Annotated in this window: 17 protein-coding genes; 10 read left to right on the top strand and 7 right to left on the bottom strand. The window is 41.0% G+C overall.

Annotated features, from left to right (window positions below; genetic code table 11):
- Positions 1-19 precede the first annotated feature (19 nt).
- Together RMX98_RS06325 and RMX98_RS06320 are read left to right on the top strand one after the other, a co-directional pair.
- The gene (locus tag RMX98_RS06325) at positions 20-1,453 is read left to right on the top strand and encodes a bifunctional orotidine-5'-phosphate decarboxylase/orotate phosphoribosyltransferase (protein WP_409881235.1); all 1,434 of its coding nucleotides are present in this window, start codon (positions 20-22) and stop codon (positions 1,451-1,453) included.
- A 102-nt stretch (positions 1,454-1,555) separates the two neighbouring features.
- The gene (locus tag RMX98_RS06320) at positions 1,556-2,656 is read left to right on the top strand and encodes an AI-2E family transporter (RefSeq protein ID WP_409881161.1); all 1,101 of its coding nucleotides are present in this window, start codon (positions 1,556-1,558) and stop codon (positions 2,654-2,656) included.
- Positions 2,657-2,941: 285 nt separating this feature from the next.
- Here the strand turns inward: RMX98_RS06320 and RMX98_RS06315 are convergent, their stop codons facing one another.
- Positions 2,942-5,395, bottom strand: coding sequence for an ATP-dependent Clp protease ATP-binding subunit (locus RMX98_RS06315; protein ID WP_409881160.1), 2,454 nt, complete (start codon positions 5,393-5,395; stop codon positions 2,942-2,944).
- 300 nt (positions 5,396-5,695) lie between these two features.
- On the opposite strand from RMX98_RS06315, the gene RMX98_RS06310 reads away from it, so the two are divergent.
- Positions 5,696-5,992, top strand: a complete 297-nt coding sequence (locus RMX98_RS06310; RefSeq protein WP_409881158.1) for a DUF3288 family protein — start codon at positions 5,696-5,698, stop codon at positions 5,990-5,992.
- A 214-nt stretch (positions 5,993-6,206) separates the two neighbouring features.
- Here the strand turns inward: RMX98_RS06310 and RMX98_RS06305 are convergent, their stop codons facing one another.
- Positions 6,207-7,742: an MlaD family protein gene (locus tag RMX98_RS06305; RefSeq protein WP_409881157.1), complete on the bottom strand. Its 1,536-nt coding sequence runs from the start codon at positions 7,740-7,742 to the stop codon at positions 6,207-6,209.
- A gap of 160 nt (positions 7,743-7,902) precedes the next feature.
- Positions 7,903-8,685: an ABC transporter ATP-binding protein gene (locus RMX98_RS06300; protein WP_409881156.1), complete on the bottom strand. Its 783-nt coding sequence runs from the start codon at positions 8,683-8,685 to the stop codon at positions 7,903-7,905.
- A gap of 726 nt (positions 8,686-9,411) precedes the next feature.
- On the opposite strand from RMX98_RS06300, the gene RMX98_RS06295 reads away from it, so the two are divergent.
- The gene (locus tag RMX98_RS06295) at positions 9,412-10,449 is read left to right on the top strand and encodes a low specificity L-threonine aldolase (RefSeq protein ID WP_409881155.1); all 1,038 of its coding nucleotides are present in this window, start codon (positions 9,412-9,414) and stop codon (positions 10,447-10,449) included.
- Between the two features lie 531 nt (positions 10,450-10,980).
- On the opposite strand, the gene RMX98_RS06290 is transcribed toward RMX98_RS06295, so the two are convergent.
- Positions 10,981-11,421 (bottom strand): thermonuclease family protein, encoded by a 441-nt coding sequence (locus RMX98_RS06290; RefSeq protein WP_409881154.1) that lies wholly within the window; start codon positions 11,419-11,421, stop codon positions 10,981-10,983.
- Between the two features lie 604 nt (positions 11,422-12,025).
- On the opposite strand from RMX98_RS06290, the gene RMX98_RS06285 reads away from it, so the two are divergent.
- The 4 genes from RMX98_RS06285 (at position 12,026) to RMX98_RS06270 (ending at position 17,938) form a co-directional block, all read left to right on the top strand.
- The gene (locus RMX98_RS06285; RefSeq protein ID WP_409881153.1) at positions 12,026-14,467 is read left to right on the top strand and encodes a single-stranded-DNA-specific exonuclease RecJ; all 2,442 of its coding nucleotides are present in this window, start codon (positions 12,026-12,028) and stop codon (positions 14,465-14,467) included.
- Positions 14,468-14,877: 410 nt separating this feature from the next.
- Positions 14,878-15,900, top strand: coding sequence for an NADP-dependent oxidoreductase (locus tag RMX98_RS06280; RefSeq protein ID WP_409881151.1), 1,023 nt, complete (start codon positions 14,878-14,880; stop codon positions 15,898-15,900).
- 230 nt (positions 15,901-16,130) lie between these two features.
- A complete protein-coding gene (locus tag RMX98_RS06275) occupies positions 16,131-16,331 on the top strand; it encodes a hypothetical protein (RefSeq protein ID WP_409881150.1) in 201 nt (66 codons plus the stop codon).
- 203 nt (positions 16,332-16,534) lie between these two features.
- On the top strand, positions 16,535-17,938 hold the full coding sequence (locus tag RMX98_RS06270; RefSeq protein ID WP_322676172.1) for a collagen-like protein: 1,404 nt from the start codon (positions 16,535-16,537) through the stop codon (positions 17,936-17,938).
- Positions 17,939-18,066: 128 nt separating this feature from the next.
- Here the strand turns inward: RMX98_RS06270 and RMX98_RS06265 are convergent, their stop codons facing one another.
- Positions 18,067-18,627, bottom strand: coding sequence for a nitrate transporter (locus tag RMX98_RS06265; protein ID WP_322676171.1), 561 nt, complete (start codon positions 18,625-18,627; stop codon positions 18,067-18,069).
- A 462-nt stretch (positions 18,628-19,089) separates the two neighbouring features.
- Between RMX98_RS06265 and RMX98_RS06260 the strand changes: the two genes are divergently transcribed.
- On the top strand, positions 19,090-19,983 hold the full coding sequence (locus RMX98_RS06260; RefSeq protein ID WP_322676170.1) for an Rpn family recombination-promoting nuclease/putative transposase: 894 nt from the start codon (positions 19,090-19,092) through the stop codon (positions 19,981-19,983).
- Positions 19,984-20,246: 263 nt separating this feature from the next.
- Here RMX98_RS06260 and RMX98_RS06255 read toward each other — a convergent pair whose 3' ends face one another.
- On the bottom strand, positions 20,247-21,830 hold the full coding sequence (locus RMX98_RS06255) for a calcium-binding protein (protein WP_322676169.1): 1,584 nt from the start codon (positions 21,828-21,830) through the stop codon (positions 20,247-20,249).
- An 872-nt stretch (positions 21,831-22,702) separates the two neighbouring features.
- Complete coding sequence (locus RMX98_RS06250) at positions 22,703-23,533, bottom strand: alpha/beta hydrolase (RefSeq protein WP_322676168.1); 831 nt, start codon at positions 23,531-23,533, stop codon at positions 22,703-22,705.
- Between the two features lie 328 nt (positions 23,534-23,861).
- On the opposite strand from RMX98_RS06250, the gene RMX98_RS06245 reads away from it, so the two are divergent.
- Positions 23,862-25,937, top strand: coding sequence for a YfbK domain-containing protein (locus tag RMX98_RS06245; RefSeq protein WP_322676167.1), 2,076 nt, complete (start codon positions 23,862-23,864; stop codon positions 25,935-25,937).
- Positions 25,938-26,078: the final 141 nt, after the last annotated feature.

The raw sequence follows: 26,078 nt of genomic DNA, 5'->3' as shown, positions 1-26,078 counted from the left end.
AAATGACTCTTTAAAAAAAATGAACTTTTTTGATAAATTGAATCGTAATATCTTGCAAAATCAAAGCTTACTATTTGTAGGACTTGATCCAAATCCAGAGATGATGCCTGGGCGTTATGAATCTGAAGAACTCATCACTGGTTTACAGAAGTGGTTGCAATTCATTATTGCCGAAACTTCTGATTATGTTTGTGCTTATAAACCGACACTTGGCTTTTACGAAGCGTTAGGTATTCCTGGTTTAGAACTGCTATACAAAACTTTAGCAGCCATTCCGGCCCACATCCCAGTTATTTTAGATGCCAAACACAGCGACTTAAATACTAGTACCATCTTTGCCCGGACTGTATTTACAGAATGGCAGGTAGATGCAATTACTCTCAGCCCTTATACGGGACAAGATCATGTAGCACCTTTTTTGGTCTATCAGGGTAAAGCAGTGTTTATTTTGTGCTGTACTTCTAATGTAGGTGCAGAAGCTTTACAGCAATATCCGACAAATGAATCACCCCTTTATTTACAGGTAGTAAAAGAATCAAAAACCTGGGGAACTCCAGAACAATTGGGTTTGGAGGTGGGAACTACAAATGCAGAAGTTTTAGCACTTGTTCGAGGAGTTGCACCCGAACGAATTATTATGGCGCGTAGCATCTGGGCTGAAGGCGCAAATCTGAAGCAGATTTTAGAAGCAGGTTTGAATACTAACGGTGATGGTTTACTCATTCCTGTTCCTCAAGATATGTTGGGAAACAGCCGACTATCTGAGGAAGTCCAGAATTTACGCGCAGAAATTAATCAAATCAAAACTGAAATTGTTCACGAAAATTCCACATGTTCTGTGTGGTTTCCTGATGTTTGTTTCCTAAATCAGCATCCCTACCAAGATTTGATTTTACAACTTTATGACATTGACTGTATTATGTTTGGCAGCTTTGTCCAAGCATCAGGAGCTATATTTCCTTATTACATCGACTTACGCAAAATTATTTCCAATCCCCAAGTTTTTAATCAAGTTCTCACAGCTTATGAGGACATTTTGAAGAATCTCAGTTTTGATAGGTTAGCAGGTATTCCCTACGGTTCTTTACCTACTGCGACTGGTTTAGCTTTGCGCCTTCATTGTCCAATGATTTTCCCTCGTAAAGAGGTGAAGGCACACGGAACTCGGAGAGTAATTGAAGGTAACTTTCATCCTGGTGAAACAGTTGTCGTGGTCGATGATATTCTCATCAGTGGTAAAAGTGTGATGGAAGGGGCAGGAAAGTTAGAATCAGCAGGATTAAAAGTTAATGATATTGTGGTATTTATCGATCATGAACAGGGAGTGAAGGATAGGTTACAGCAAAATGGTTATCACAGTCATGCAGTTTTAACTATTTCGGAAATTACTAATACTCTGTATCAAGCAGGGCGAATCAATGAGGAGCAATTTTTAGCTTTTGCTGAAAGTTAGTAATTGTAATAATGGGGAAATATTTTGATTGTCTACTTTCCCTTGACCATATTTACCGGGTTCCATCTAGTAACTAGAATAATTTGGATTTTTAAATTAATTATGAGTTTTTCACTGAATCAACTACTTAGATGGTTAATCTTTACGCTACTATTTCCTTTAGTGTTTCTCAATGGTTGGCTCGCATTTTTGCTAGTTAAAAGCTTTCAACCTGTTGGAACAATTCTTATTTTGGCTACTTTACTTGCATTCATCTTAAACTATCCTGTTTCGATTCTCCAACAGGGTGGAGTTAAACGCAACTATGCAGTAGCATTAGTTTTTATATTAGCATTGGTAATTGTTGCTGCTTTGGGTATCACTTTAGTACCGATTATTTTAGATCAATTTAATGAGATGGTTAAAGTCTTACCTCAATGGATTGATTCTAGCAAAGAAAAACTCCAGGTTGTAAATGATTGGTTTTTTAAACATAAATTAAATGTGAATCTTAGCCAGTTATTAGTCCAAATTAGTGACCGATTACCTAATGAATTAGAGTTTTTTTCAGATAAACTTTTAAGTATTATCATAGATACAATTGATAGTATTTCTGAGTCATTAATCACAGTAGTACTAACTTTTTACTTGTTGTTAGATGGGCCAAGAATTTGGGCGGCGATATTTAAGAAGTTACCTGTAAATTTTGCCGAGAAAGTAAGCCAGTCTATTCAGCAAAACTTCCAAAATTACTTGATTGGGCAGGTAACTTTGGCGTTGCTGATGGGGGCTTCATTAACATTATTGTTTTTAGCTTTTCAAGTCCAGTTTGCTTTGCTTTTTGGTTTAGGGGTTGGGCTTTTGAGTTTAATTCCCTTTGGCGATGTCGTTAGTCTTGTTGCAATCACTTTAATAATAGCCACACATGACTTTTGGCTAGCGGCGAAGGTTTTGGCGGTAGCTGTTGTCATTGACCAGTTAATCGATCAGGCGATCGCACCCCGATTGTTAGGTAAATTTACTGGACTTAGACCAATATGGGTATTAATTGCTTTACTTGTAGGAACTAATGTTGGCGGAGTATTGGGTTTGCTAGTTGCAGTACCTGTAGCTGGTTTTATCAAAGATGTCGCAGATGGTTTTTCTATATCTGGTAATTCTGATAACATCGGTGAAGGTGAAGCTGCATCAGAATTGTTGGCAGAGAAATCAATATCGCAATGATTTTCATGTTGCTGCCATGTCCTAACCTGATCATAAATAGCTGTGGGTAGGTGGGTATTGCCCAATAAAGCAGGAGTCAGAATTCATGCAGCAATTCTGACTCCTGATTTTTGAATTCTTCTTATAAAAAGGAATTGCATAAAAAAACCCCTAGCATTTCTACTAGGGGAGGGAAATAATACCATTTCACTTGATGTTTGTCGAGATGCCCCTGTTAGTGCCTCTACTTACGTAAGAGGCTAGGTGTTTCTCAAATATTACAGCAAAAAGCGATCGGGTATAAAATTAGCCAGCATTTGCCAACAGTAACTCTCGTTTTTCTAATTTTTGTACTCTTACCTGAGAGTCATCATCAACATCGATAAGCGCTGTGTCGCCATCTGTAATTTCACCAGACAACATTGCTTCGGCGAGAGAATCTTCTAGAAGGCGCATAATTGCCCGACGTAATGGCCTAGCGCCGTAGCTGGGGTTATAACCTTCTTGTACCACAAGCTCTTTGAAGCGATCGCTAACTTCTAGGATAATTCCCTTTTCTGTCAAGCGACTAGCAACATCGCGAAGCATAATTTCGGCGATTTGCTTAACTTCATCCTTGGAAAGCTGGGTGAAGACGATAATCTCATCAAGACGGTTAAGGAACTCAGGACGGAAGTAAGCTTTCAATTCCTCATTTACCAAGGTGCGAATGCGGTTATAACTAGCGTCGGCTTGAGTGTCGAAGTCAAAGCCTAAGCCACTACCACCTTTTTCAATCACCTTAGAACCGATGTTAGAAGTCAAAATGATCAGCGTATTCTTGAAATCCACTTTCCGACCCTTGGCATCGGTAAGATGACCGTCATCCAAGAGTTGCAGCAGCATATTGAATACATCGGGGTGTGCTTTTTCGATTTCGTCGAATAGCAACACTGTGTATGGTTTGCGCCGCACGGCTTCTGTAAGTTGTCCGCCTTCGTCGTATCCGACATAACCAGGAGGCGAACCAATTAGCTTGGCGACGGTGTGGCTTTCCATGTATTCGGACATATCTAGCCGAATCATCGAGTCTTCCGCACCGAAGAAGTAGGCAGCTAGTGCCTTCGCCAATTCTGTTTTACCGACTCCAGTGGGGCCAGAGAAGATAAAGCTAGCAATGGGACGATTGGGATTTTTCAAGCCGACGCGGGCGCGACGGATACCGCGAGCTACAGCCGTGACTGCTTGCTCTTGGCCGATGAGTCGCTGATGCAGAGTGTCTTCTAGATGTAAAAGCAACTCTGACTCAGATTCAGTGAGTTTATTAACTGGTACGCCAGTCCAAGAGGCAACGATTTGGGCGATGTCTTCTTCGTCAACTACAGTCGAGTTGACAGGTTGCTCGTTTGATGTAAACGTTGCTTGCAGTTGTTCTGCGAGTTTTAATTCTTGGTCGCGCAGTTGTGTAGCTTTGTCAAAATCTTGGACTCTGACTGCTGCTTCTTTTTCTTTGGTGACACCAGCGAGTTCGCGCTTAAGTTCTTTATTGGGAGAACTTTGGGAGTTCCGCAAACGAACGCGAGAACCGGCTTCATCAATCAAGTCTATTGCCTTATCTGGCAAGAAGCGATCGCTAATATAGCGGTCTGATAATTCTGCGGCGGCGACAAGTGCTGAATCCAAAATTGTGACTTTGTGGTGCTGTTCGTAAGCACCGCGTAAGCCGTAGAGAATTTGTACGGTTTCCTCTACCGATGGTTCTCCAACCTGAATCGGTTGGAAACGACGCTCTAGGGCGGCATCACGCTCAATATGCTTCCGATACTCATCGAGGGTAGTTGCGCCGATGCACTGGAGTTCACCGCGTGCTAAGGCAGGTTTGAGGATGTTGGCTGCATCCAAGCCGCCTTCTGTACCACCAGCGCCAACCAAGGTGTGAATTTCGTCAATCACCAAGATGATATTGCCGACAGTGCGAACTTCTTCTACGACTTTTTTGATGCGTTCTTCAAAATCGCCACGGAAGCGAGTTCCAGCTACCAATGACCCCATATCGAGGCTGATAACTTGCTTGTCTTGCAAACTTTCGGGAACATCCTGATTGATAATACGTTGAGCTAGACCTTCTGCGATCGCAGTTTTACCAACTCCTGGTTCTCCAATCAACACCGGGTTATTCTTAGTACGGCGACCGAGAATTTGGATCGCCCGCTCAATTTCCTTCTGACGACCAACTACAGGGTCGAGTCTACCTTCTTGGGCTAATTTGGTCAAATTTCTGCCAAACTCTTCCATTGTTAGCGGTTGGGTGCGCTTTTGATTACCACTACCAGCAAAAGCTGGTGCATTTTCACCCAAACGGCGAACTATGGCACTACGGACACTCTTAAAGTCAACTCCTAGATTTTGCAGTACTTTGGCGGCTACACCTTCACCAGCCTCGGTTAATCCTAAGAGTAAGTGTTCAGTGTTAATGTAATTCTGTCCCAAACTATGAGCTTCTTTAAACGATTGCTCGAAGAGGCTTTTTACTTTAGGAGTAAAAGGAATTTCTGGTGGTACAAAGCCAGAACCCCTACCAATAATTTTTTCTACCTCGCGACGTGCATCTTTGAGGGTAACGCCTAATTCAGCCAGCACTTTAGCAGCAACCCCAGTTCCTTCTCCCATCAAACCCAGGAGAATTTGTTCTGTTCCTACAAAGTTGTGTCCCAGGCGACGGGCTTCCTCCTGAGCTAACATAATTACTCTAATGGCTTCGGAAGTGAAGTGTTCAAACATAATGGGTTATTGCTCCCTCGCTGCTTGGACTTTGGGTGAGATAAAATTCACCCTCATCTAAAGTTTTTTGTATTTTCTTAAGAACAATGTAACTTTATTTAAAGTTAAGTGGCAGTGTTGAGAGCCGTAAGAAATCAGGTGTACTAGCCGTCTAGTAGGAGTGCTGAGTGGAGTATGGAGGAAGTAAGGAGTTGCATAGTTGACAGTTAAGTTTTCGGTATTTGACAATTTTCTTTTGCCTGTTGTGTTTTCCACTGTCAGCTAAACTTAAAATTTAGGACTCAGCACTCAGGAATGACGATGACTGAAGTAACGGCCGGTAAAGATCAACAACACCCACTTTATAACCGCGATCGCCCCCTTATTGATATTTTACTCTCTCAAGAGGCGACAGACTATAACTTAGCAGAATTGGCTAGACTGCGAATGCGTTATCAAGGGTTTCCAGGGGCGAGAGACATCCAAAAAGACCTGGATAAAGTCTTGCAGCAGTGGGGTTTGACCGAAGCCGAGCTTTTTGAGAAAACTCGTCAAATTCACGATTTGGGAGGAATTTACAAAAGTCGTGGCAAGAAAGACGAACAAGATTGGAATTAATTATGGGCATTGAGCCAAAGAGGCAGAGAGGAAAGACTGACTGCAACTTACTTCTCCTCTGCTCCCCCTGCTTCCCCTGCTTCCCCTGCTTCCCCTGCTTCCCCTGCTCCCCCTGCTCCCCCTTCCCCCTGTTTCCCTTGCTGCCTCAACGGATAAATTTCTTAACTCAAGCGTATTCCCCGATAAGCTGCCCAGAGATAAATTCACCATTATCTTACTTAAAATTGTCAACAGTTCGGCTTTGCTCAGGGTCAACAGTGACCGTTCGCGTAGCGTCTCGTAGAGAAGCCGAAGGGTTAACCTGTATTGTCTCTTTCCCCGTCTCCAGTTGCTCCCGTTGCTTGCCATATTCCCGCAGTTGCTTCAAAAGGTTTTCTTGGGATGATTTAGGGATAGACGGACTGGGGCTTGGTTGAAGGTCGGTGTCAGTACTTGCAAAATTAATCGGTGAGGGATTAATTTCATAGACGGGTAGGGACTTGTCATTAAAGATTGCCTGTTGGGTTGGTGCTGGGCTAGGAATTCGATTCTTTGATTTGCTCACAGCAGCTTTTACCGAATCTAGAGTAGTCGCAACCTGTACTTGCTGCTGCATCTGTTGTGTAGAAGATACTAAACTACTTAGACCATTCACCAATTGCAGCAGATTTTTACGGAAATTAGGATCGCCTGTCAATTCATCTAAATCAGATGTAATTTTTTGGGTATTTTCAAAGGTTACTCGTGCTGAATCTAAAGTTTGTTGCAGCAATACCACATTCTTGGGATCGTTTAAGGTTTTAGAAGCATCGCGTAAATTAGCTGAGGCTTGAGCTGCATTTGCGGAAAGAGTTTCTAAATTGTTGAGCAATTGTCCTTGAGTCAATCGATTGATGGATGGTGATAAGCTACTAACTGTGACGCGCAGTTGGTTGCTGGTTTCTGTGATATTGTTCAAAGCACCAACCAGTGTTGAACGATTTGTTGTCAACAGATTATCCAAGTTGTTCAGCAACCGATTTGCTTGAGTTGCAGTTGCACCGAATTTATTTACAGTTTGATTCGCAGATGCATTAAGTTGGTTTGTTGCCCGTTGCACTGAATTAGCTGTGGCGGAAAAGGTATTAAGTTGTTGTCGTAGGCTTTTAGTCAAACTTTGTAAATCCTGACTTAGCCCAGTAAAACTAGATGCTGCGCTTGTGGTAGATTCTAGAACCCTATTGACATTTCTATAGAATTTTGGGTCATTGTATGCACCGGCTAGCTCAGTTGAACTACGAATTAGTTGATCAACACTAATGCCAACCTGACCTTTTAACCGAGAGCCATTACAGACGATGAGACTGGTATCACAACTTTTATCTAGAGGTTTAGCAAGCACAACCCCAGTAGGTAAGGTTGCTTTTGGTGTGATGTCGATAATACTTTCGCTAATTAATCCGCTTTGATTAGCTTCCACCACTACATCCCGGGGGATAATTAGGTCAGTTTGGGCAATTGTAATATCTACATCAATGGCATTTGGCCCTGGTCGAACTTGGGAAATAGTTCCTACTTTAACGCCACGATACCGAACTGCTGCTCCCTTCTGCATTCCGCCAGCGTTAGCAAATTCTACAATAATTTTGTATGAACGACCAGCAGCAGTGAATCTGTTTAACCACAGAAAGAGTAATCCAAATACCCCTAGTCCTAGCAGGAGTAATAATCCCACAGAACCTTCTCTAAATGTTCGCCCAGACGCGAAGCGGCTTGTCATAAGACCTCGCATTTTTTTGCCTCCACCAACAACCAATTATGAGTAGAGAGAGACGCGATTAATCGCGTCTGTACTAAGGAGTGGGGAGTAGTAAGTAGGAAGTAGGGAATAGGGAGTTGAATTTAACTCCTCACTTCTGATTCTTAACTCTTCACTCCTCACTTTTAAGTTTCTACCCAGCGACTTTAATCGGGCCTTGAACACTTCCACTGATAAATTGTTTGATCAAGGGATGTTCTGTGTTGTATATTTCACTAACTGTACCTTGCCACTGCACTTTACCTTCATAGAGAAATATAAGTCTATCAGATGTACGGCGGATAGTGCTGTCTTGGTGGGTAACAACAGCATAAGTACTACAAACTCCATGTAAACATTGCAAGTGGCGGATTAAATCTTCAATTACTGTTGAGGCAATGGGATCGAGTCCGGCTGTTGGTTCATCGTATAGTAGAACTTCTGGGCCTTCACTCGGATTATCGGGGTTAGACATAATCGCACGGGCAAAACTTACCCGTTTTCGCATTCCCCCAGAAAGTTCGGCTGGGTAGAGGTCGCCTATTTCTGGCAAACCTACCATCTCCAATTTTTCTTCTACCAAATTTCGGATGCGCGATCGCGACAGCTTTGAATTTTGGTAAAGTAAAAATCCTACATTCTCCTCCACAGTCAGCGAGTCAAATAGCGCCGCCTGCTGAAACACCATACCAATGCCAACCTGCTGGCCACCATCCTCAATCAAACCCTCTCGCCGTAATCCTTGCACATAAATTTCTCCCTCATCGGGACTAAGTAACCCCGCTATTACTCGTAAGATAGTAGATTTCCCAGTCCCTGATGGGCCAATAATCCCCAGTGCTTCTCCTCGGTAGATGGTCAAGTCTACATTATCTAGAACTTTATGGCTACCAAAGGACTTAGAAACACCTTTCAATTCAATCAATGGTTCAGTCATTAGTTATTAGTCATTGGTCACTCGTACTGAGCGTAGTCGTTCGCGTAGCGTCTCGCAGAGAAGTATTGGTCATCATTAGTCAGTAAAAAATAAACAAGATGACTACTGAGAATTAACAAAGGACAAATATGCCCAATAGTGATGTCATAGTTATTGGTAGGATATTGTATACTAAATTATAAGTATATGATTAGCATTCTGATAAGCCAACTTTATTTTTTTAGCATAATAGTTATTTGCGATGTTTAACCTCCCAAAATACTCTCAACGCAAGGCTACGAAGACAGTGTAGTAATTAAACATCTCAGTGAGAGTAAACTAAGACTCCAGTTTTCTGTGGATACCAGCAAAGTCATTTGATAGTATTAATATACTACTAAAAATTATAACTACTTCAGCTAAAAGTTACCATAACAAAAGCTAATTAACAGGTTGATGCAAAAACATAGTCATCAAATTTAATTTGTGAAAACCTTGTTTTTAGGAATGATTAACCATGACTGTAAAAAAATTTAATTTTCTGTAATCCCAAATTATTGTTGTATTCACAATTTGAAAAAAAGTGCAACACATAGATTGAGATAAACAATACACATCAGGCAATTTCCAATCCCAAATATAATTGGAGAGTTTATTAATAGTATATTCGTCAATTTTGAAGTTGGCAAAATCCTGAATTATTCATTATTATTGTAACAATTACTTTTACAAATCAAAGTAGAAATTATGAGTAGCCAATTAGAACAGTTTGCAAGTGATAATTCCTCTGGCATTTGTCCTGAAGCACTAGAATATATGATTATGGCAAATCAAGGTAGTGTTCCAGCTTATGGAAATGATGAATGGACTCAAAAAGCCACAGATTATTTTCGGGAACTCTTTGAAATTGATTGTGAAGTATTTTTTACCTTTAACGGTACAGCTGCAAATTCTTTATCTTTAGCTGCTCTTTGTCAGTCATATCACAGCGTTATTTGTCATGAGACATCTCATATAGAAACAGATGAATGTGGCGCACCTGAATTTGCATCCAATGGCTCTAAACTGCTACTTGCTCAAGGGAAAAATGGCAAATTAACATCACAGGCTATAGAGGGAATTGTCACGAAACGCACTGATATTCATTATCCCAAGCCTAAAGTTATTAGTATTACCCAATCAACTGAATTAGGAACTTTATATTCTATTGAAGAACTTTTGAGTATTAAAGAAGTTGCAAATAAGCATAATTTAAAGATTCACATGGATGGTGCTCGTTTTGCAAATGCAGTTGCGGCGATGAATAAAAGCCCTGCTGAAATTACTTGGAAAACTGGAGTGGATGTATTGTGTTTTTGTGGTACAAAGAATGGAATGGCATTAGGTGAAGCCATTGTTTTCTTTAACAAAGCATTAGCAGAGGATTTTGACTATCGATGCAAGCAAGCAGGTCAACTAGCCTCAAAAATGCGGTTTATTTCTGCTCCCTGGTTGGGTTTATTGGAAACTGGTGCTTGGCTAAAAAATGCTAGACACGCCAATCAATGTGCTGAATATTTAGAAAATCAACTATTAAATATAGAAGGCGTTGACTTGATGTTTCCTAGAGAAGCCAACGCCGTATTTGTGAAATTACCTGAAGAAGTTATTCACAGTTTAAAAGCAAAGAACTGGCAGTTTTATACATTTATTGGTGTGGGAGGAGTACGTTTTATGTGTTCTTGGAACACTACCCAATCAAGGATTGATGAATTGATTGGCGATATTAAAAACGCAACTAAGTAAGCGATTTGACCCACTTGTATCATGTTTGCATAAATAATTAGTTATGATTCCCACAGTTATTGCACCCCATCTCTTAATTCCCTCCACGCAAATCTATGGTATATACAAGTCTTAAATAGCTAAGAAATCACGGTTTTACCCCACCCTAACCCTCGCCGTATGTATTGGGGAGGAAACTAAATTTATTTTTTCCCCCTTGGCATTAAAGGGGGTAATTTGACTTGTGTATACAGCGTAGCTATGCAAGCGAGGAGGCAAGTGTAGTTTTGTCTTTTTGGGGTTCTTAGGGTTTCATAAGTAATCAAGCTGACATGATATTACTTATTAACAAAAATTAAATATGGAAAATATCAAATCATTAAATAAGTACAGCAACCCTAAAATTTTATACGATTCAGTTAAGGGTTATTCGTGTAAATAATTGGTCTTTCAAGACGCGATTTATGGCGTCTATATATGAGTTTTGTTGCTTATTCTCAACTGTATTGTTTTAAAATTGCTTCAGCTTATTATAACTGATAATGTCAGCGCTTACTTGGTATATAACTTCAACTGCAATTTTGATTGCTGCCACAAACCTAAATGCTTATTTTTAGCATTAGCTTCTGCAATTAGAAATTTGGTTTTACTCTCATAGCAATTTTGTAAAGACTCTTGGTCAACGACGGCATTACCTGACTCTACTAATAGGAGATTTACTGACCGATTATCTACAAACACTTCACCTGCTGGACGACCACTTTTAAGTTGTTCTGTGGTTCTAATCACGACAGGAGTTTGAGGTGGTAGTAGCTGTTTTAGCTTTTGTGTTGCTGCTAAACCATAGCGCTTGTCAGTCGCCTCTGGTGCGTTAATACACGCTAATTTGATTGTAGTTGTTTGTCCTGCATTATCTTTAACCAAAATAGTGTTCCCATCTGCAACACCAACTACTGTACCTAAAACCAAAATTAGTTGAAGTAATTCCATCATTTTGTATGTAACATTTTATGCAGAAACATAATCCTATTTCAGTGCTTAGGTTACTAGTGTGATTTAGCTCACAAGTTGCAAAAAAAGTGAACGTAATAAATATTATTGATATAAATACCTGGCATTTATATCAATCAGAATTTCATTGAATAACTACAGGTAATTGAACACTCACAGTAGTTACCGTCAAGAGGTCAGAAGAGATTAACAGTTTCCCTTTATGAGCAATTCTGCCGTGTGTTGAACCTTCGCAGATATAGTAATTCGATTCGATTTCTGAATCTATTTATGGAAAGGGCGGAAAATAGGGAATAGCGAGGGTAGAGGTGTACTGAGTTTATTCAAAAATAAATAGAAGTCCTATAGTACGATTATATTTAAGTCGTATGATTTTAGTTGCTTGATCTGGAGATATAGCAGATTTAAATTTGGTGAGGTACACAAGCTAAGTCTGTTATCTAGGTAGAAAGCGTGTTTTATTCCTGAATTCTGAATTCTGAATTCTGCTGTATTTTTAATTCTGTGTTAGCAATCTTCAATGCTTTAACACACCCTTGTATTCTAAGAGTTTTCGTTTTCACTTTTAACTCCTAACTTTATTTATATGCCAGAACAACAGCAGTGGACTATAACAGCAACTGAACAACCACCAGAGTGGTTTATCCAAGCAGTAAAACAGTATACACCTGCATCAAGTGGATTATATGCAGCACAATTGTTGTGGCAACGGGGTATTAAAGATCGTCAACAATTAACAGCTTTTATCAACCATAAAGCTTATCAACCAGCAAGTCCCTTTGAATTTGGGCAAGAAATGCATCTGGCGATCGCACGCTTGCAACAAGCATATAATACTAAAGAAAAGATTGCCATCTGGGGTGACTTCGATGCCGATGGCATTACCGCCACATCTGTACTTTGGGATGGATTGGGGCAGTTTTTTGCTCAAAATACCCAGTTAATTTACTACATTCCCAATCGCCTGAAAGAATCCCACGGACTGAATAATCAAGGCATTGATAACTTAGCAAAACAAGGTTGTAAATTAATTGTTACTTGCGATACAGGTAGCACAAACCTTGAGGAAATTATCTATGCAAAACAGTTAGGTATAGAAGTAATAGTTACAGACCATCACACCTTACCCACCGAACGCCCACCCGTTGCAGCAATTGTCAATCCTCGTTATTTACCAAGGGAACATCAGTTATTTAATCTTTCTGGGGTGGCGGTAGCTTATAAATTAGTTGAAGCACTATATCAAAGCCTGCCCAATGTGGCCAAATATCCGTTAGAGGATTTATTAGATTTAGTTGCAGTCGGATTAATTGCCGATTTGGTGCAGTTAAGTGGAGATTGCCGCTACTTGGCACAGATGGGAATTCAACGACTGCAAGAAGATTTTAAACAGCCAGCAACAGCGCGGCGGCGGCCAGGGGTAGGGCGATTATTAGAATTGTGCCAGAAAAGTGGCGATCGCCCCACAGATATTTCTTTTGGTTTGGGGCCAAGAATTAACGCTGTTAGTCGCATCCAAGGTGATGCCAGTTTTTGCGTGGAATTATTAACTAGTCAAGATGTCAAACGTTGTAATGAACTAGCCGAAGTTACAGAACTCGCCAACGCCCGCCGCAAATCTTTACAAAAAGATGTGCAAGCACAAGTAGCGCAAAAGCTTACCCAATTAGATTTATCAACCACCAGCGTCATTGTCCTAGAAGATGCCCAATGGCCTGCGGGTGTATTGGGCTTAGTTGCTGGACAGGTAGCACAAGAAACAGGCCGCCCGACGATTTTGTTGAGTACGGAAGGAGCAGGGGAAGCAGGGGAGCAGGGGAGCAGAGGCGCAGGGGAGCAGGGGGGCAATTCTTCTCCTCTGCCCCTCCGCCCCTCTGCCCCTCTGCTTGCAAGGGGTTCTGCTCGTTCGGTGAATTCTGTCGATTTATACCAGTTGGTGAAAGACCAAGCACATTTGTTACATCGCTTTGGGGGGCATCCTTTTGCAGCAGGTTTGAGTTTGCTGGTGGAGAATATTCCTTTATTTACAGCAGCGATTAATCAACAGTTGCGGCAATCTTTGGGTAGCACAACTCTAACGCCAACTGTGCAAGCAGACTTGACGGTAACAGTTGCAGACTTGGGGAAAGAGTTATTTTTGGAACTGAAACTACTAGAACCTTGTGGAATGGGTAATCCTGTTCCGAAATTGCTAATTAAAAACTGCTGGTTTGAAAATTCTTGGCATCGAAATCAGCAGGATTGGCAAGGTAAAAAGGTACAGTACATTAAAACTGAGTTTGACATTCGGGATGATTCTAGTCGAAGTGCTTTTCCTGGCTTATGGTGGGGACACTACAAAGATGAATTGCCCATAGGAAAGTGTGATTGTATAGCAGAATTAGACTACAACACCTTCAAAAAACGTTATGAAATCAGATTAATTGCTGTGCGTTCTTCTATTAACTCAGCACTTAACACTCGGAACTTACCACTTATCTTAGACTTGCGTAATTCCACTCCCCACTCCCAAGTAGAGACGCAATTAATTTCGTCTCTGCCCAATCCCCCACTATTACTTGAAAATTGTCCCACAAATTGGGATGATTTACGTATGTGGTTGCGGCGATGTTTGGCGATAAGCCGCTCTACATCTGGGCTTGACAATCAGCAACAATTAGCGATCGCTTGGTCTAAACCTAACCACCAACCACCCAATCAAATTTGGCTGACTCTTGTCGGAATCGCCAAATATCTCAGTCGCACAAATCAACTAGTTACCCGCGTCCAACTTTTAGAGAAAATCGGCATCAGCGACCAAACCTTACTTGTCGGCATCAAAGCTTTAAAATATTTAGGTTTCACAGTTAAACTACAAGACCGTTCTTTACAAATCACCTGGCATCCAAGCGATAGTGCCGAAAACCTTGCTGAGGAAGCAATTGCACAATTTTTAGCTGCTGTCCGAGAAGAACAATTTCAGCAACAGTATTTTGCGGAAGTTCCTTTATCTACGATTGTTGCGATCGCCAGTTACGACAGTAAATAATTTCAAGGATCAAATAGGAATCCTATATTTTTTGTAAGTTTCATACTAAAGGTAGAAATATTTTTGGAAGTATAGGAATTCGCTTTGATTTCTGTTCGCGCAGCTTGGCGTAGACAGATAATAGGCAATAGGCAATAGGCACTCTTGCAAGGGGAAAAAGGTTTCCTAGTTGCATTGAGATTTTTGAACAAAACTCAGTACACCTTTATTCCTTCTTCCCAGTCCCAAGTCCCCAGCGATACACTGAGTTTCGACTACGCGGTAATCGAGCGAAGTCGAGATTCAACTATCGCGCAGTCGTTGTGTCCCCAGTCCCTTACCTCTACGAGTGATTCAGAAATCAAATCGGATTGCTATATACACATCTGTATTCCCAGAAATTCTCAGATTAATTTAGAGGAAAATAACTTATGTCTAATTTAATTAACAAACAAATCATTCTCAAAAGTCGTCCAGTCGGGGAACCAAAAGAGAGTGATTTTGCTCTGGTAGAAACACCAACTCCCGAACCGGGTGAAGGCGAAGTTCTTAGCCGCACCATTTATCTATCTCTCGATCCTTATATGCGTGGTCGAATTAGTGCAAGTGAGTCTTATGCTGCATCAATAGAATTGGGTTCAGTTATTGTCGGTGGTACAGTCAGCCAAGTAATTGAATCAAATCATCCTCGATTTCAAGTAGGAGATTTTGTTCTTAGCGGTAACGGTTGGCAAACTTATGCTGTATCTAAGGGTGAGACGCTGCGTAAACTTGATCCCACTCAAGCACCATTATCCTATAGTCTAGGTGTACTGGGTATGCCTGGCCTGACTGCTTATGCTGCTCTGCTTGATGTCGGTCAACCGAAAGAAGGTGAAACTGTTGTGGTTTCAGCCGCTTCTGGTGCTGTCGGTGCAGTAGCAGGCCAAATTGCCAAAATTAAAGGTGCGCGAGTAGTGGGAATTGTCGGCAGTGATGATAAGCGGGATTATATAGTTAAAGAATTAGGTTTTGATGTTGGCATTAATCGCAAAACTCAAGAACTTGATTTAGCGCTTAAAGAAGCTGCTCCTAATGGGATTGATGTTTACTATGACAATACAGCAGGTGTAATTTTAGAAGCTGTGTTACAGCAGATCAACCTTGGGGCAAGAATTCCACTAGTAGGTTTGATTTCGGAGTATAATGCCACATCTACTCCACCAGGGCCTAATTTAAGACCACTACTAGTCAAACGAGCTTTGATTAAAGGTTTTTTAGTTAGTGATTATCAACATCGGTTTAATGATTTTTTGCATGATGTTTCTGGATGGTTACAGTCTGGTCAACTTAAGTATAAAGAAGATGTAGCTGATGGTTTAGAAAACGCTCCTAGTGCATTTATCGGTTTACTTCGAGGTGATAATTTTGGCAAGCTGATTGTTAAGGTTGATGACGATCCAACAGCAGTTTAATCGGCTATTAAGCTAGGTGTCTGCTATGTTGACGCAAATCATCTCATGTCAGCTTGATTGGTTATTAAACCTAAAGAACCCCACCCCGCTACTGACTTTTCACGGAATATGGAAAACCCCTCTCCCAACCTCTCCCCTACAAGGCTACGGTGTACACACAAGTCCTAAAAACCTAGCTTGATTAGGCTTAACTCATTCTCATACAAAGTATCGGAACGAGAGAAATAGCATTGTCAGTCGATGCAATGCCATTGTTAACCGATGTAATGCCATTGTCAGTCGATGCAATGCCATTGTTAACCGATGTAATGCTATTGTTAGTCGATGCAATGCTATTGTTAGTCGATGCAATGCCATTGTTAACCGATGCAATGCCATTGTTAACCGATGCAATGCCATTGCAGGTTAAGAAACTTGTGTGTACATCGTAGCCCTACAAGGAGAGAGGCTTTGATTTCTCCCCCAACGCTACAAGGGTTGGGGGTTGGGGGGTTAGGTTTTCCGTTGGCTTTTCTACATGACGTGAAAACTCAGGTGCATGATATCAATAGCACATAACTAGACAAGAAGGAGCAAATTGTTGAAATTCAGCGTCAGCAGTAGATAATTCTACTAAGATTTCAGGTGTAACTAGATGCACAATAGTTTTAAAAGTAAAGTGCCACTACTGCTGATATTCTGCTTATTTACTAGCTTTTTGCCTGCCTCTGGTTCAGTTTTATGTCCAGCTATTGCCTCTGACGAATACTATAAAGTAGCCCGAAATTATGGCAGAGATGGACGCACAGGAACCGATGGGCGATCGGGTAGAGATGGTAGTAGCGGTGAAAACCAAAATATTTTTGTCAATGGTTCACCTGTAAATCTTGACTTATCGGGTAAAGATGGTGAAGACGGGGAAGATGGAGAACATGGTTATCAACCTGAGTGTGATTCCCAACGCAATCGCGTCAGCCACGATATAAATGCCCCAAATGGTGGTAACGGTGGTAATGGTGGCAAGGGAGGGAATGGGGGAAATGGTGGTTCTCTCACAGTGTATTACAGCAATTTGGCAGACTTACGAAACATTTCCGTCCGGGCAACTGGTGGAGAAGGCGGGCGCGGCGGTAGAGGTGGCAACGGTACGGAGGGTTGTCACTGTCACAGACGAAGTTGGGAAGTGAAAACCTGCAAAGGAACTCCCGGTAGCCCTGATTATAAGTGTACTGACAAAGTTTATCGATGTAGTGACGGTAGCGATGGGCGAGATGGCAGCGATGGTAGCGATGGTAGCCAAGGGCGCTTAGGAACTTTGAGTATTGTCAATAGTAAGGAAGCTTTGGCAGCTGATAATCCAACTGTACAGCTAGCAATTGCAGAACTGGCAAACAAACAGTTCAACCTCTCGAAGAATAAATGGAATCAACGCAAAGGGGCAGCTTCTCTACTTGCGCCTGGTTCTGCGATCGCCGATGATTACCTTGAGTTTGAACAGCGTCTAGAACAGGCTTTTCAAATAGTTTGGCAAGAAAGACAACCCATCACCAGCTTTGGCAATCAAGCTATAACATTAAATTTAACTGATAACAAACAAGTAGAAGTTACTTTTCCTGAGGAATTATGGGTTGAGGGTAGCAGCAAAAGTGAAGCTAGCTTAACAACATTTACCGTTAACCATGTCATTCCCAAAAAAGATGTTACCCGGTTAGCGGTGGCAGAGTTTGCCGATGCCGGACAAAATCTCAACTTAAAAATAGTCGATTTAGCAGCAAAGTCTGATGCCATTAATACTCAGTTTCGCGTGAAATTTCGTGCCCAGGATAGTTTGCACGGTTTTTCTGGCTACAAAACTGAATATGAAGGGGATATTCCCAACGAACTTGTGACTCGTGATTACAACCGTTTTACTCTAGCTTTGGGCAAGCTCAAAATTCCTGACGAAGCTTTACGTCCTGGTGTCAATGTTGATATTGAAGTCGTAGCAACTCGTTCTTTGGGAATACGTTCTGCCAAGCAAACTATTAGCTGGCAGGGTACAATTCGCAAGCCTAGATAAAGAAGAATTCAGAATACACAATTCAGAATCAAGACGCTGCGCGATCTCCTTTTGAGAGAAGAGAAGGCTTTATGCTGCGCTACCAACCAGTCGTACACAATTCATTCTGACTCCTGACTCCTGAATTCTTAAGAAGATTTTTTTCCATCTGAAACGATTTGCGAGAGAATATAGGCTGCGAAATCTAATAATTGATCCAGCAAAAAGCCAATAATCCCGATGTATAAGATGACTTGGATTACGTAATCGGCATTGCCAGCTTTATAAGCATCCCAGAGGGTAAATCCAAGTCCTTTTGGGCCTGTTAACATTTCTATAGCAATAACTATAAACCAGGCTACCCAAATGCTAACTTTCAAAGCATGAAATATATGAAATATAGCGACTCGAAAGTTATTATTCTGTCTATGAAAATGCCGCATACCTATTGCTGTATTAATAATCATCGTCCAGAGAGTTCCCAAAAAAACTACTATAATAGCAGCCGAGTCGCTCTCTTGAAGTACTATTAGGGCAATAGGTAGCAAAGCTATAGGAGGGATACTATGTGGTATCTGAAATATCAGTCTAAATAACTGATAAATCATGCTATTCATCCCAATTAAATATCCGATAAAACTACCCAGTACAACGGCTGGAATGTAACCAACAAATAACCGTTGTAGGCTAGCTAAAATATCTAAAAACATATTATTTTCTCTGCCTCAGTTCTCATGAAAAACATTTTGGAAATACTGCGGCATCAACACAAAAAAGTGTATTAAACTACACCTTGCTTTTGAGCAATACAAGATTTTTTATATCTTCTCCTTGATGAATCAATCAAAAAAGTTAGGTGTTATTACGATGTGATAGTAGTAGTACAAAGAAGAGGTAAAACTTGGCTTTACTAAACTTTATCAGAAATGTAAATCTTGATTAGTAAATTAAATACAATTTCCAGATTTTGCTTGATGATTGTAATCAATATGACTATTTATAATTTTTAATACTGAACAAAAAGCAAAATTTGTTATTAGTAATACAGAATACCTATAAATCCGTGGATGAATACAATACGGTTCGGTTAATGTTTATATCTTCAACTTCTTCAAGAAGTCGGTAGCTGGGTATCGTAGTATGATTTGCTGGAAATAAGTGCAGCTACTCCGATGACCAAACCCGCAGATGTCAGCACCAAACGCTTGATTAGCCTAGCACCCGACAACTGGGTGAAATGGATAACCCAAATTCCCGATATCACAGTTGGGGAAATTCTTAATTCTGAATTTCAATGGATAAGTAGAGAAAGTGACGTTTTAATCCGCGCTGAAAGTCCCCAAGATGGAAAATTTCTCATTGTCAACGAATTACAATTACGCTACAGTTCCAAAATACCCCGTCGAATGCGTGCCTATGCTTCTTTAGCAGAAGAGAAGTATGATTTACCGGCATACCCTGTACTCATCAATATACTGAAAGCAAGTGAGGCGCAAATTCCAACAACTTACACATCGAATATTGCAGGAATCACTGCCCATCAAGATTATCGCGTAATTAATTTGTGGGAGGTTGATGTAAATATTGTATTTGAACAAGCTTTACCATCATTGCTTCCCTTTGTCCCAATTCTTAAAGGTGGTGAAAATGAGTCAACAATCCGACAAGCATTGCAAATTTTGCGTCGAGATGAACAATTAAACCAGCTGGAAACAGTTTTAGCTTTTTTTGCTAATTTTGTACTAGATAGTGCTTTAGTTCAAGAAATCATGAGGTGGGATATGGCTGTGTTGCGCGAATCACCTTGGTATCAAGAAATTTTACGCGAAGGAGAAGCCCGTGGAGAAGCCCGTGGGGAAGCCCGTGGAGAAGCCCGTGGAGAAGCACGCGGAGAAGTCCGGGGAATTCAGACAGGTCTTGAGACATCATTAGAGATAAAATTTGGCAATCCTGGCTTGGAATTAATGCCAATTATCTATGAAATTACGGATTTACAGCGATTGAAAGCAATTCAACAAGCAATCAAAACTGTAAATTCTGTTGAGGAATTGAGGCAACTTTTGTAGTATATTGTTGCGATCGCACTTGATAGCACTTATGTACTACGCAGAAAATGGCGTAGCCAGAGGGCATTGCTGAAATTAGTAACAGTAATCGGCTGTATTAAGTATTGTTCAAATCATGAGAAAATTAGTTGAGGATGCATAAAATGAATCCTGTAATTTACTTAAGATAGGCGATCGCAATTCTTAAGGCGATGTCTGCAATTTTTGCTAGCTACGCATCCCTCACGCCCTTCAATCAATGCGATCGCCTTGATTTTGTACAATTAAACAACAACGAAATTGGTTGCGCTTAGTGATAATCCACTGCTGAGTTGCGCGAATTGTACCTGAGTAAAAGTGCCAGCGCTGCCATCTTGGTCAAAGGACAGTGCGCCTGTAATATTGTCATAAATAAATCGTTGAGCGATCGCACTCGCGCCTGAACCGATGGTAAACTGACTAGCTAAGAGTTTACCTATTACTAAAGAGCCGCCGAAACCAGCAGCCGATACCTGAATAACTTCATTAGTCGTATTGAAGTCATCAAGACTATCAATGCCTTCATTGTAATTATTGAACGCAAAAGTATCAGTCCCATCTCCGCCGTAAAGAGCATCATCACCTCTTCCTCCAGTCAGGAGATCGTTGCCATTATACCCATATAGCACATCGCCGTTGTTACCCCCCACAATCTTGTCAGCATAGGCTGTTCCACTGATATTTAATTGTTCAATATTCTTATAGCTAACTCGATTTGTGCCAGCCGTAATTGAGCCTTGGTTAGTGGTTGCATTGAAAGTCGAGACGATTCCTTTGGTAGTATAGCTACTGTAATTGACTTCCAAAAGATCGGAACCTGTACCCCCATCTACAGTTTGAGTCACTAAAACTGAGGGGGCGGTAGATGGGGCACTCAAATAGAAAGAGTCATCGCCATTCCCGCCATTCAGGGTATTAGCACCTTTGACTGTATATGCGTAAAAGGTATCGTTACCATCGCCACCATTCACAACATTATTACCAGACGAGTTGGAAACATTGAGGTAATCGTTACCTGCGCCCCCACTAATCGTATCATTGCCAGAAATGCCTCCATTGAGAACATCTTCGCTATTACCTCCCACAATATTGTCAGCGTAGGCTGTACCGATGATATTAAATCGTTCAATATTGTTGTAGGTAACTCGACTCGTACCAGATGTAATCGAGCCTTGGTTAGTAGTTACATTGAAAGTCGAGGTGATTCCCTCGGTAGTATTACTACTGTAATTAACTTCCAAATAATCCGAACCCGAACCTCCATATACTGTTTGAGTCACTAAAACAGAAGGAGCGGTAGATGAGGCACTCAAATAGAAAAAGTCATCGCCATCTCCGCCATTTAGGGTATTAGCACCATTAACTCCATAGGCGTAAAATTTATCAGAACCAGTTCCGCCTAAAACAGTATTTTTGCCAAAACTATCCTGAATCGAAAACTCGTCATTTCCTGTATCTCCACAGAGGAGGTTGTTCCCAAAAGAATCAGAAACATCTAAATAATCATTCTCGCTTCCGCCCTTGAGAGTATTATTACCAGTGGTAGCTCTAGCATAAATTTGATCGCTCTCAGAACCACCATCTAACAGGTTTTTCCCTGAAGAACCAGAAACATCTAAATAATCATCCCCACTTCCACCTTTGAGAATATTATTGCCAGTGGTATTTTTAGCGTAAAGTCTATCATTGTCAGAGCCGCCGTCTAAGAGGTTTTTTCCTGGAGAATTGCTAATAGTGAGAACGTCATCGCCCCCGAAGCCATAGAGACTGTCATTGCTCCCGAAGCCATTGAGGATATTATTAGCGTTAGTACCATTGATAATTGCCATAACTTCTACCTACCTAAATCAATTTTTCAGAAACTTGGGATATTAACTTGCGGATATTGCTGTTTTCAAGCACAAAAAATCAGCCGAAAGCTGACGCTTTCGGTATAGTTTCTACCGAACTGAAAACACTAATTTTTTAGTGCTATTCAGCTTTTGAATGGCTTCTAAGCATTATTCAGTTAACCTGCTACATACGAGCATTAGTTAATTTAATTACTATAGTGTTTGTTTATTTAAGTGTCACTACTTGGACTAGCATTTTTCCGTACTTCGCTTTATTTATCTATTTTGGTATTTTTTAGCATAGCTATTTACGTATTATTATCAGTTTAAATACTACTTATACTTATATAAAATGTACCCTTGCAAGACCAGTTAAATAAGCGATCGCACTCCAGCATTCCTCAATTAAAAGCTTTTAACTACTAGGTATTATCGAGCGATCGCCTTTCTGAAACCTTAACTACATCAAGCATTGCTCATACAGATGAATGCTATAGTTATTAATATAGGAATCCGGTTTGATTACTGAAATCACTTGGCTTAGTAGGCAATAGGCAAAAAGGCAATAGGCAAGAGGATTTCAGAAGATTAAAGTGTACCGAATTTTTTTCACGCAATCAAATATGATTCCTATAGAGAAAGTAGTCTAGTACTATGATTGCCTGTTATAGCCCATTAGCAATTACAAATTACTGGGATGCGATATAGGACTCATATTTGATTTCCGAAAAAATTCAGTACAACTCAAAGAACTTTATTGCCTATTGCCTCTTGCCTATTGCCTATTGCCTATTGCCTATTGCCTCTTACCTCCTACGCAAATAATTATGGCTACGCCAAGCTTCGCGAACAGAAATCAAAGCGGATTGCTATAATTGCTGATTTGCCTTGACAAGGTTACTAAAATCCTGCAAAGTTTGACGGTACTTTTCTTCAGCTACCCAGAATAAATCATTATGATTTGCCCCCTCAACCCATAAATAAAGTTTTGGGTTGATTGCAGCATTAAACAACTTTTCTCCATGAGCAAAAGGAATGATATCATCTGCTTTTCCATGAATCACCAATATCGGGCATTTGACTTTTTTAATATTGTCCAGATTAGGAAACTTATCAAAAGGTAAAATCCGAAAAGGTACTATTACTTGAAAAGCCGAAATAAACGAACTTTCAATAATTAAACCAGCTACTGGTTTCCGCATTGCTAAATTTACCGCAGAACCACCGCCAACCGAACGCCCCAAAACTAGAATTCTTTTAGGTGATATTTTTAAATTTTGGGTTAAATAATTGTAAGCAGTATTGATATCTTCGTATGCGTTACTTTCTGTCGGCTTGCCTTGACTCGTACCATAACCGCGATAATCATAAGCAAAGACACTAAAACCCCACGAGTGTAATTTTTCTAATACCTGTTTGATATCTCCTAAATCTTCAGAATTACCATGAGAATAAAGAATAGTATATCGAGCTTGATTATTCAATAAATATATAGCTGAGATATTCGTATTCTCCCCACTCCTTAACTTCAAAATTTTGGGATCATCTTGATAGCTTGAAGGTTGAGACAGAAAAATCATGCTATCTGCCCGAAAATATACAAATACAGCAAAAAATATATAGATAAAGATTAAAGATGTAACCAGTCGCTGCCAAGTAAAATCACCAATTAGCAGTTTTATAATTTGCTGTTTATCCATTAACTTTTATTTATCAGGTAAAGCTTTATTTCCAGGTTTCCCAATTTCTGGTATTTCCTAACTACAACTAATGCAACTTCACCAAACTTTATGCCAGCTTTGTGAGAAAAGCTGTTCAGCTACCGAATAATTACTTAAGCCAAATTATTAATGCGATACTAATCAACACTGTTATATCCCCTAATCTTGCTAGATGAGAATGGTTAGTGTTGTATAAGTTATAGTTACCAAAACTGAAACGGTTATGAAATCCCAAGCTGCTCAGGACTATTCTAAGTAAGTAGAAACTTCAAATGTGACAGAACAAATTTAGTGTGAGGATTTAGTCATGTCTTACCCGATTCCGTCCAAAATGTGGCAGCGAGTCAGTATTGTAACATTGTTATTATTAATACCGTCACTAGGAATTGCGATTTTACGTCAGTCTGCTACGGTTGCGGTTCCAGCCAATCAGACTCCTTCCAGTTCTACGCCAACAACCTCTATTTTACCCAATAACCCTGACTACCAAGCACTCCAGGTTTTGGTAAAACAGTATAGTTGTGTTGTCCCCGTCAAAAACTTTGGCACTCTTCCTGTAACTCGGACTGAATTTGCCGCAGTCTTGAATGCTTGTCTGAATCGCAGTAATGAACTAATAGCGACTGACCCGAAGATAGTTACTCCAGCAGATATGAAAACTCTGCAACGCTTGCAGTCAGAATTTGCACCGGAGTTAGCAACCCTAAAAAGTCCGATAGAGGAATTGGAAGCTCGTAGCCCCATCACTCCGGCTCAGACTACCAGAGAAAGGAATCAACCTGAGTCTAGCCGAAAGACTCAACCCTTGCCCACGGCTCCACCCCTTAGTATCCCGTCTGGCTCATCTCAGGATCAAGTTGCTAACCGTGCGAATATGCCTAAACTTCAAGCTCGTAGCAGTATTGGAAGGGTTGCCCCTGAACCTCAAATAGGTAGCAGATTCAATACAGAAAACTACAACCGGATTGAGGATAATCCCTTTCATCGCGTCAGTAATGACCCTCTTTCCACTTTTTCCATTGATGTGGATACAGCATCCTATAGCAATGTGCGACGGTTTATTACTGAAGGGGAATTACCACCTAAGGATGCAGTGCGAATTGAGGAACTGATCAATTATTTTACCTACAATTATCCTCAACCAAAAGGCGATCGCCCTTTTTCCGTCACCACAGAAGTTGCTGCTGCTCCCTGGAATCCTCAACACAAGCTCGTACAGGTGGGTTTGCAAGGTAAACGTTTAGAGAGCGAAACCTTGCCACCCAGCAACTTAGTATTTCTGATTGATGTCTCCGGTTCGATGAACGACCCCAACAAATTACCCTTGGTGCAACAGTCACTCAAATTGCTGGTGAATAAACTGCGCCCTGAAGACCGAGTAAGTTTGGTAGTTTATGCCGGTAATGCTGGATTGGTGTTACCAACTACTCCAGGTAGTCAGAAATCAAAAATTCTGGCAGCGATTGACCGTTTGGAGGCTGGAGGCTCCACTGCTGGCGGTCAGGGCATTGAACTAGCCTACAAGATAGCCAAACAAAGCTTCCTGAAATCTGGTAATAATAGAGTAATTTTAGCTACTGATGGAGACTTTAATGTAGGGGTTTCCAGTGATGCCGAATTGACGCGATTAATTGAACAAAAGCGAGATCAGGGAATTTTTCTGACGGTGTTGGGATTTGGCACTGGCAACTATAAGGACGGGAAAATGGAGCAACTGGCTGATAAGGGTAACGGCAACTACGCTTACATCGATACCCTATTGGAAGCCAAAAAGGTTTTAGTTAACGATCTCAGAGGAACTCTGTTTACCATTGCCAAAGATGTGAAAATTCAGGTGGAGTTTAATCCGGCGAAAGTTCAGGCATACCGATTGATTGGCTACGAAAACCGCCTGCTGCAAAACCAGGATTTCAATGATGATAAGAAAGATGCAGGGGATATTGGGGCTGGTCATTCTGTGACAGCGCTTTATGAAATAATTCCTACTGGTACGAAAAGCGATGTGAAACTACCAGAGGTAGACCCCTTGCGGTATCAGCGTTCTGGTGATGCCTCGAATGCTGCTGGTAATGAGTTGATGCAGGTTAAACTGCGTTATAAATTGCCCCAAGACACCACCAGTCAACTAATTACCCAAATTATCCAAGATGATGATTTGAAAGCCGACCAGATACCTTCCACAAACCTGAGATTTGCGGCTGCGGTGGCAACCTTTGGAATGGTGCTGCGTGACTCTGAGTATAAGGGGAATGCTAATTATGATTTGGTGATGAAATTGGCAACTCAAGGAAAGGGAGAAGACCTGGAGGGTTATCGGGGTGAGTTTATTCGCTTGGTAGAGCGCTCTAGAGAGTTGATTCCCAGGACGGGAAGTAGGGAGTAGTGTAGTTTAATTACTTTGGGTTTTGAGGCAGGGGGCAGGGGGTCACTTCGACTACGCGGAAATCGAGCGAAGTCGAGATTCAGTGACCGGGGGCAGGGGCAGGGGGCAGGAGGAAAACTGCCCGACGCTCTCTGCGAGACG

This window comes from Nostoc sp. DedQUE02 (assembly GCF_034531035.1).
Classification (GTDB): Bacteria; Cyanobacteriota; Cyanobacteriia; order Cyanobacteriales; family Nostocaceae; genus Nostoc.
This window is presented reverse-complemented; position numbering and strand designations above follow the sequence as displayed.

Coding starts and splice junctions, on each gene's coding strand:
- RMX98_RS06255 (WP_322676169.1), bottom strand. CDS start 21,830: ATGGCAATTATCAATGGTACTAACGCTAATAATATCCTCAATGGCTTC.
- RMX98_RS06245 (WP_322676167.1), top strand. CDS start 23,862: ATGTCTTACCCGATTCCGTCCAAAATGTGGCAGCGAGTCAGTATTGTA.
- RMX98_RS06295 (WP_409881155.1), top strand. CDS start 9,412: ATGAGTAGCCAATTAGAACAGTTTGCAAGTGATAATTCCTCTGGCATT.
- RMX98_RS06325 (WP_409881235.1), top strand. CDS start 20: ATGAACTTTTTTGATAAATTGAATCGTAATATCTTGCAAAATCAAAGC.
- RMX98_RS06290 (WP_409881154.1), bottom strand. CDS start 11,421: ATGATGGAATTACTTCAACTAATTTTGGTTTTAGGTACAGTAGTTGGT.
- RMX98_RS06265 (WP_322676171.1), bottom strand. CDS start 18,627: ATGTTTTTAGATATTTTAGCTAGCCTACAACGGTTATTTGTTGGTTAC.
- RMX98_RS06300 (WP_409881156.1), bottom strand. CDS start 8,685: ATGACTGAACCATTGATTGAATTGAAAGGTGTTTCTAAGTCCTTTGGT.
- RMX98_RS06320 (WP_409881161.1), top strand. CDS start 1,556: ATGAGTTTTTCACTGAATCAACTACTTAGATGGTTAATCTTTACGCTA.
- RMX98_RS06305 (WP_409881157.1), bottom strand. CDS start 7,742: ATGCGAGGTCTTATGACAAGCCGCTTCGCGTCTGGGCGAACATTTAGA.
- RMX98_RS06285 (WP_409881153.1), top strand. CDS start 12,026: ATGCCAGAACAACAGCAGTGGACTATAACAGCAACTGAACAACCACCA.
- RMX98_RS06310 (WP_409881158.1), top strand. CDS start 5,696: ATGACTGAAGTAACGGCCGGTAAAGATCAACAACACCCACTTTATAAC.
- RMX98_RS06250 (WP_322676168.1), bottom strand. CDS start 23,533: ATGGATAAACAGCAAATTATAAAACTGCTAATTGGTGATTTTACTTGG.
- RMX98_RS06260 (WP_322676170.1), top strand. CDS start 19,090: ATGACCAAACCCGCAGATGTCAGCACCAAACGCTTGATTAGCCTAGCA.
- RMX98_RS06270 (WP_322676172.1), top strand. CDS start 16,535: ATGCACAATAGTTTTAAAAGTAAAGTGCCACTACTGCTGATATTCTGC.
- RMX98_RS06315 (WP_409881160.1), bottom strand. CDS start 5,395: ATGTTTGAACACTTCACTTCCGAAGCCATTAGAGTAATTATGTTAGCT.
- RMX98_RS06280 (WP_409881151.1), top strand. CDS start 14,878: ATGTCTAATTTAATTAACAAACAAATCATTCTCAAAAGTCGTCCAGTC.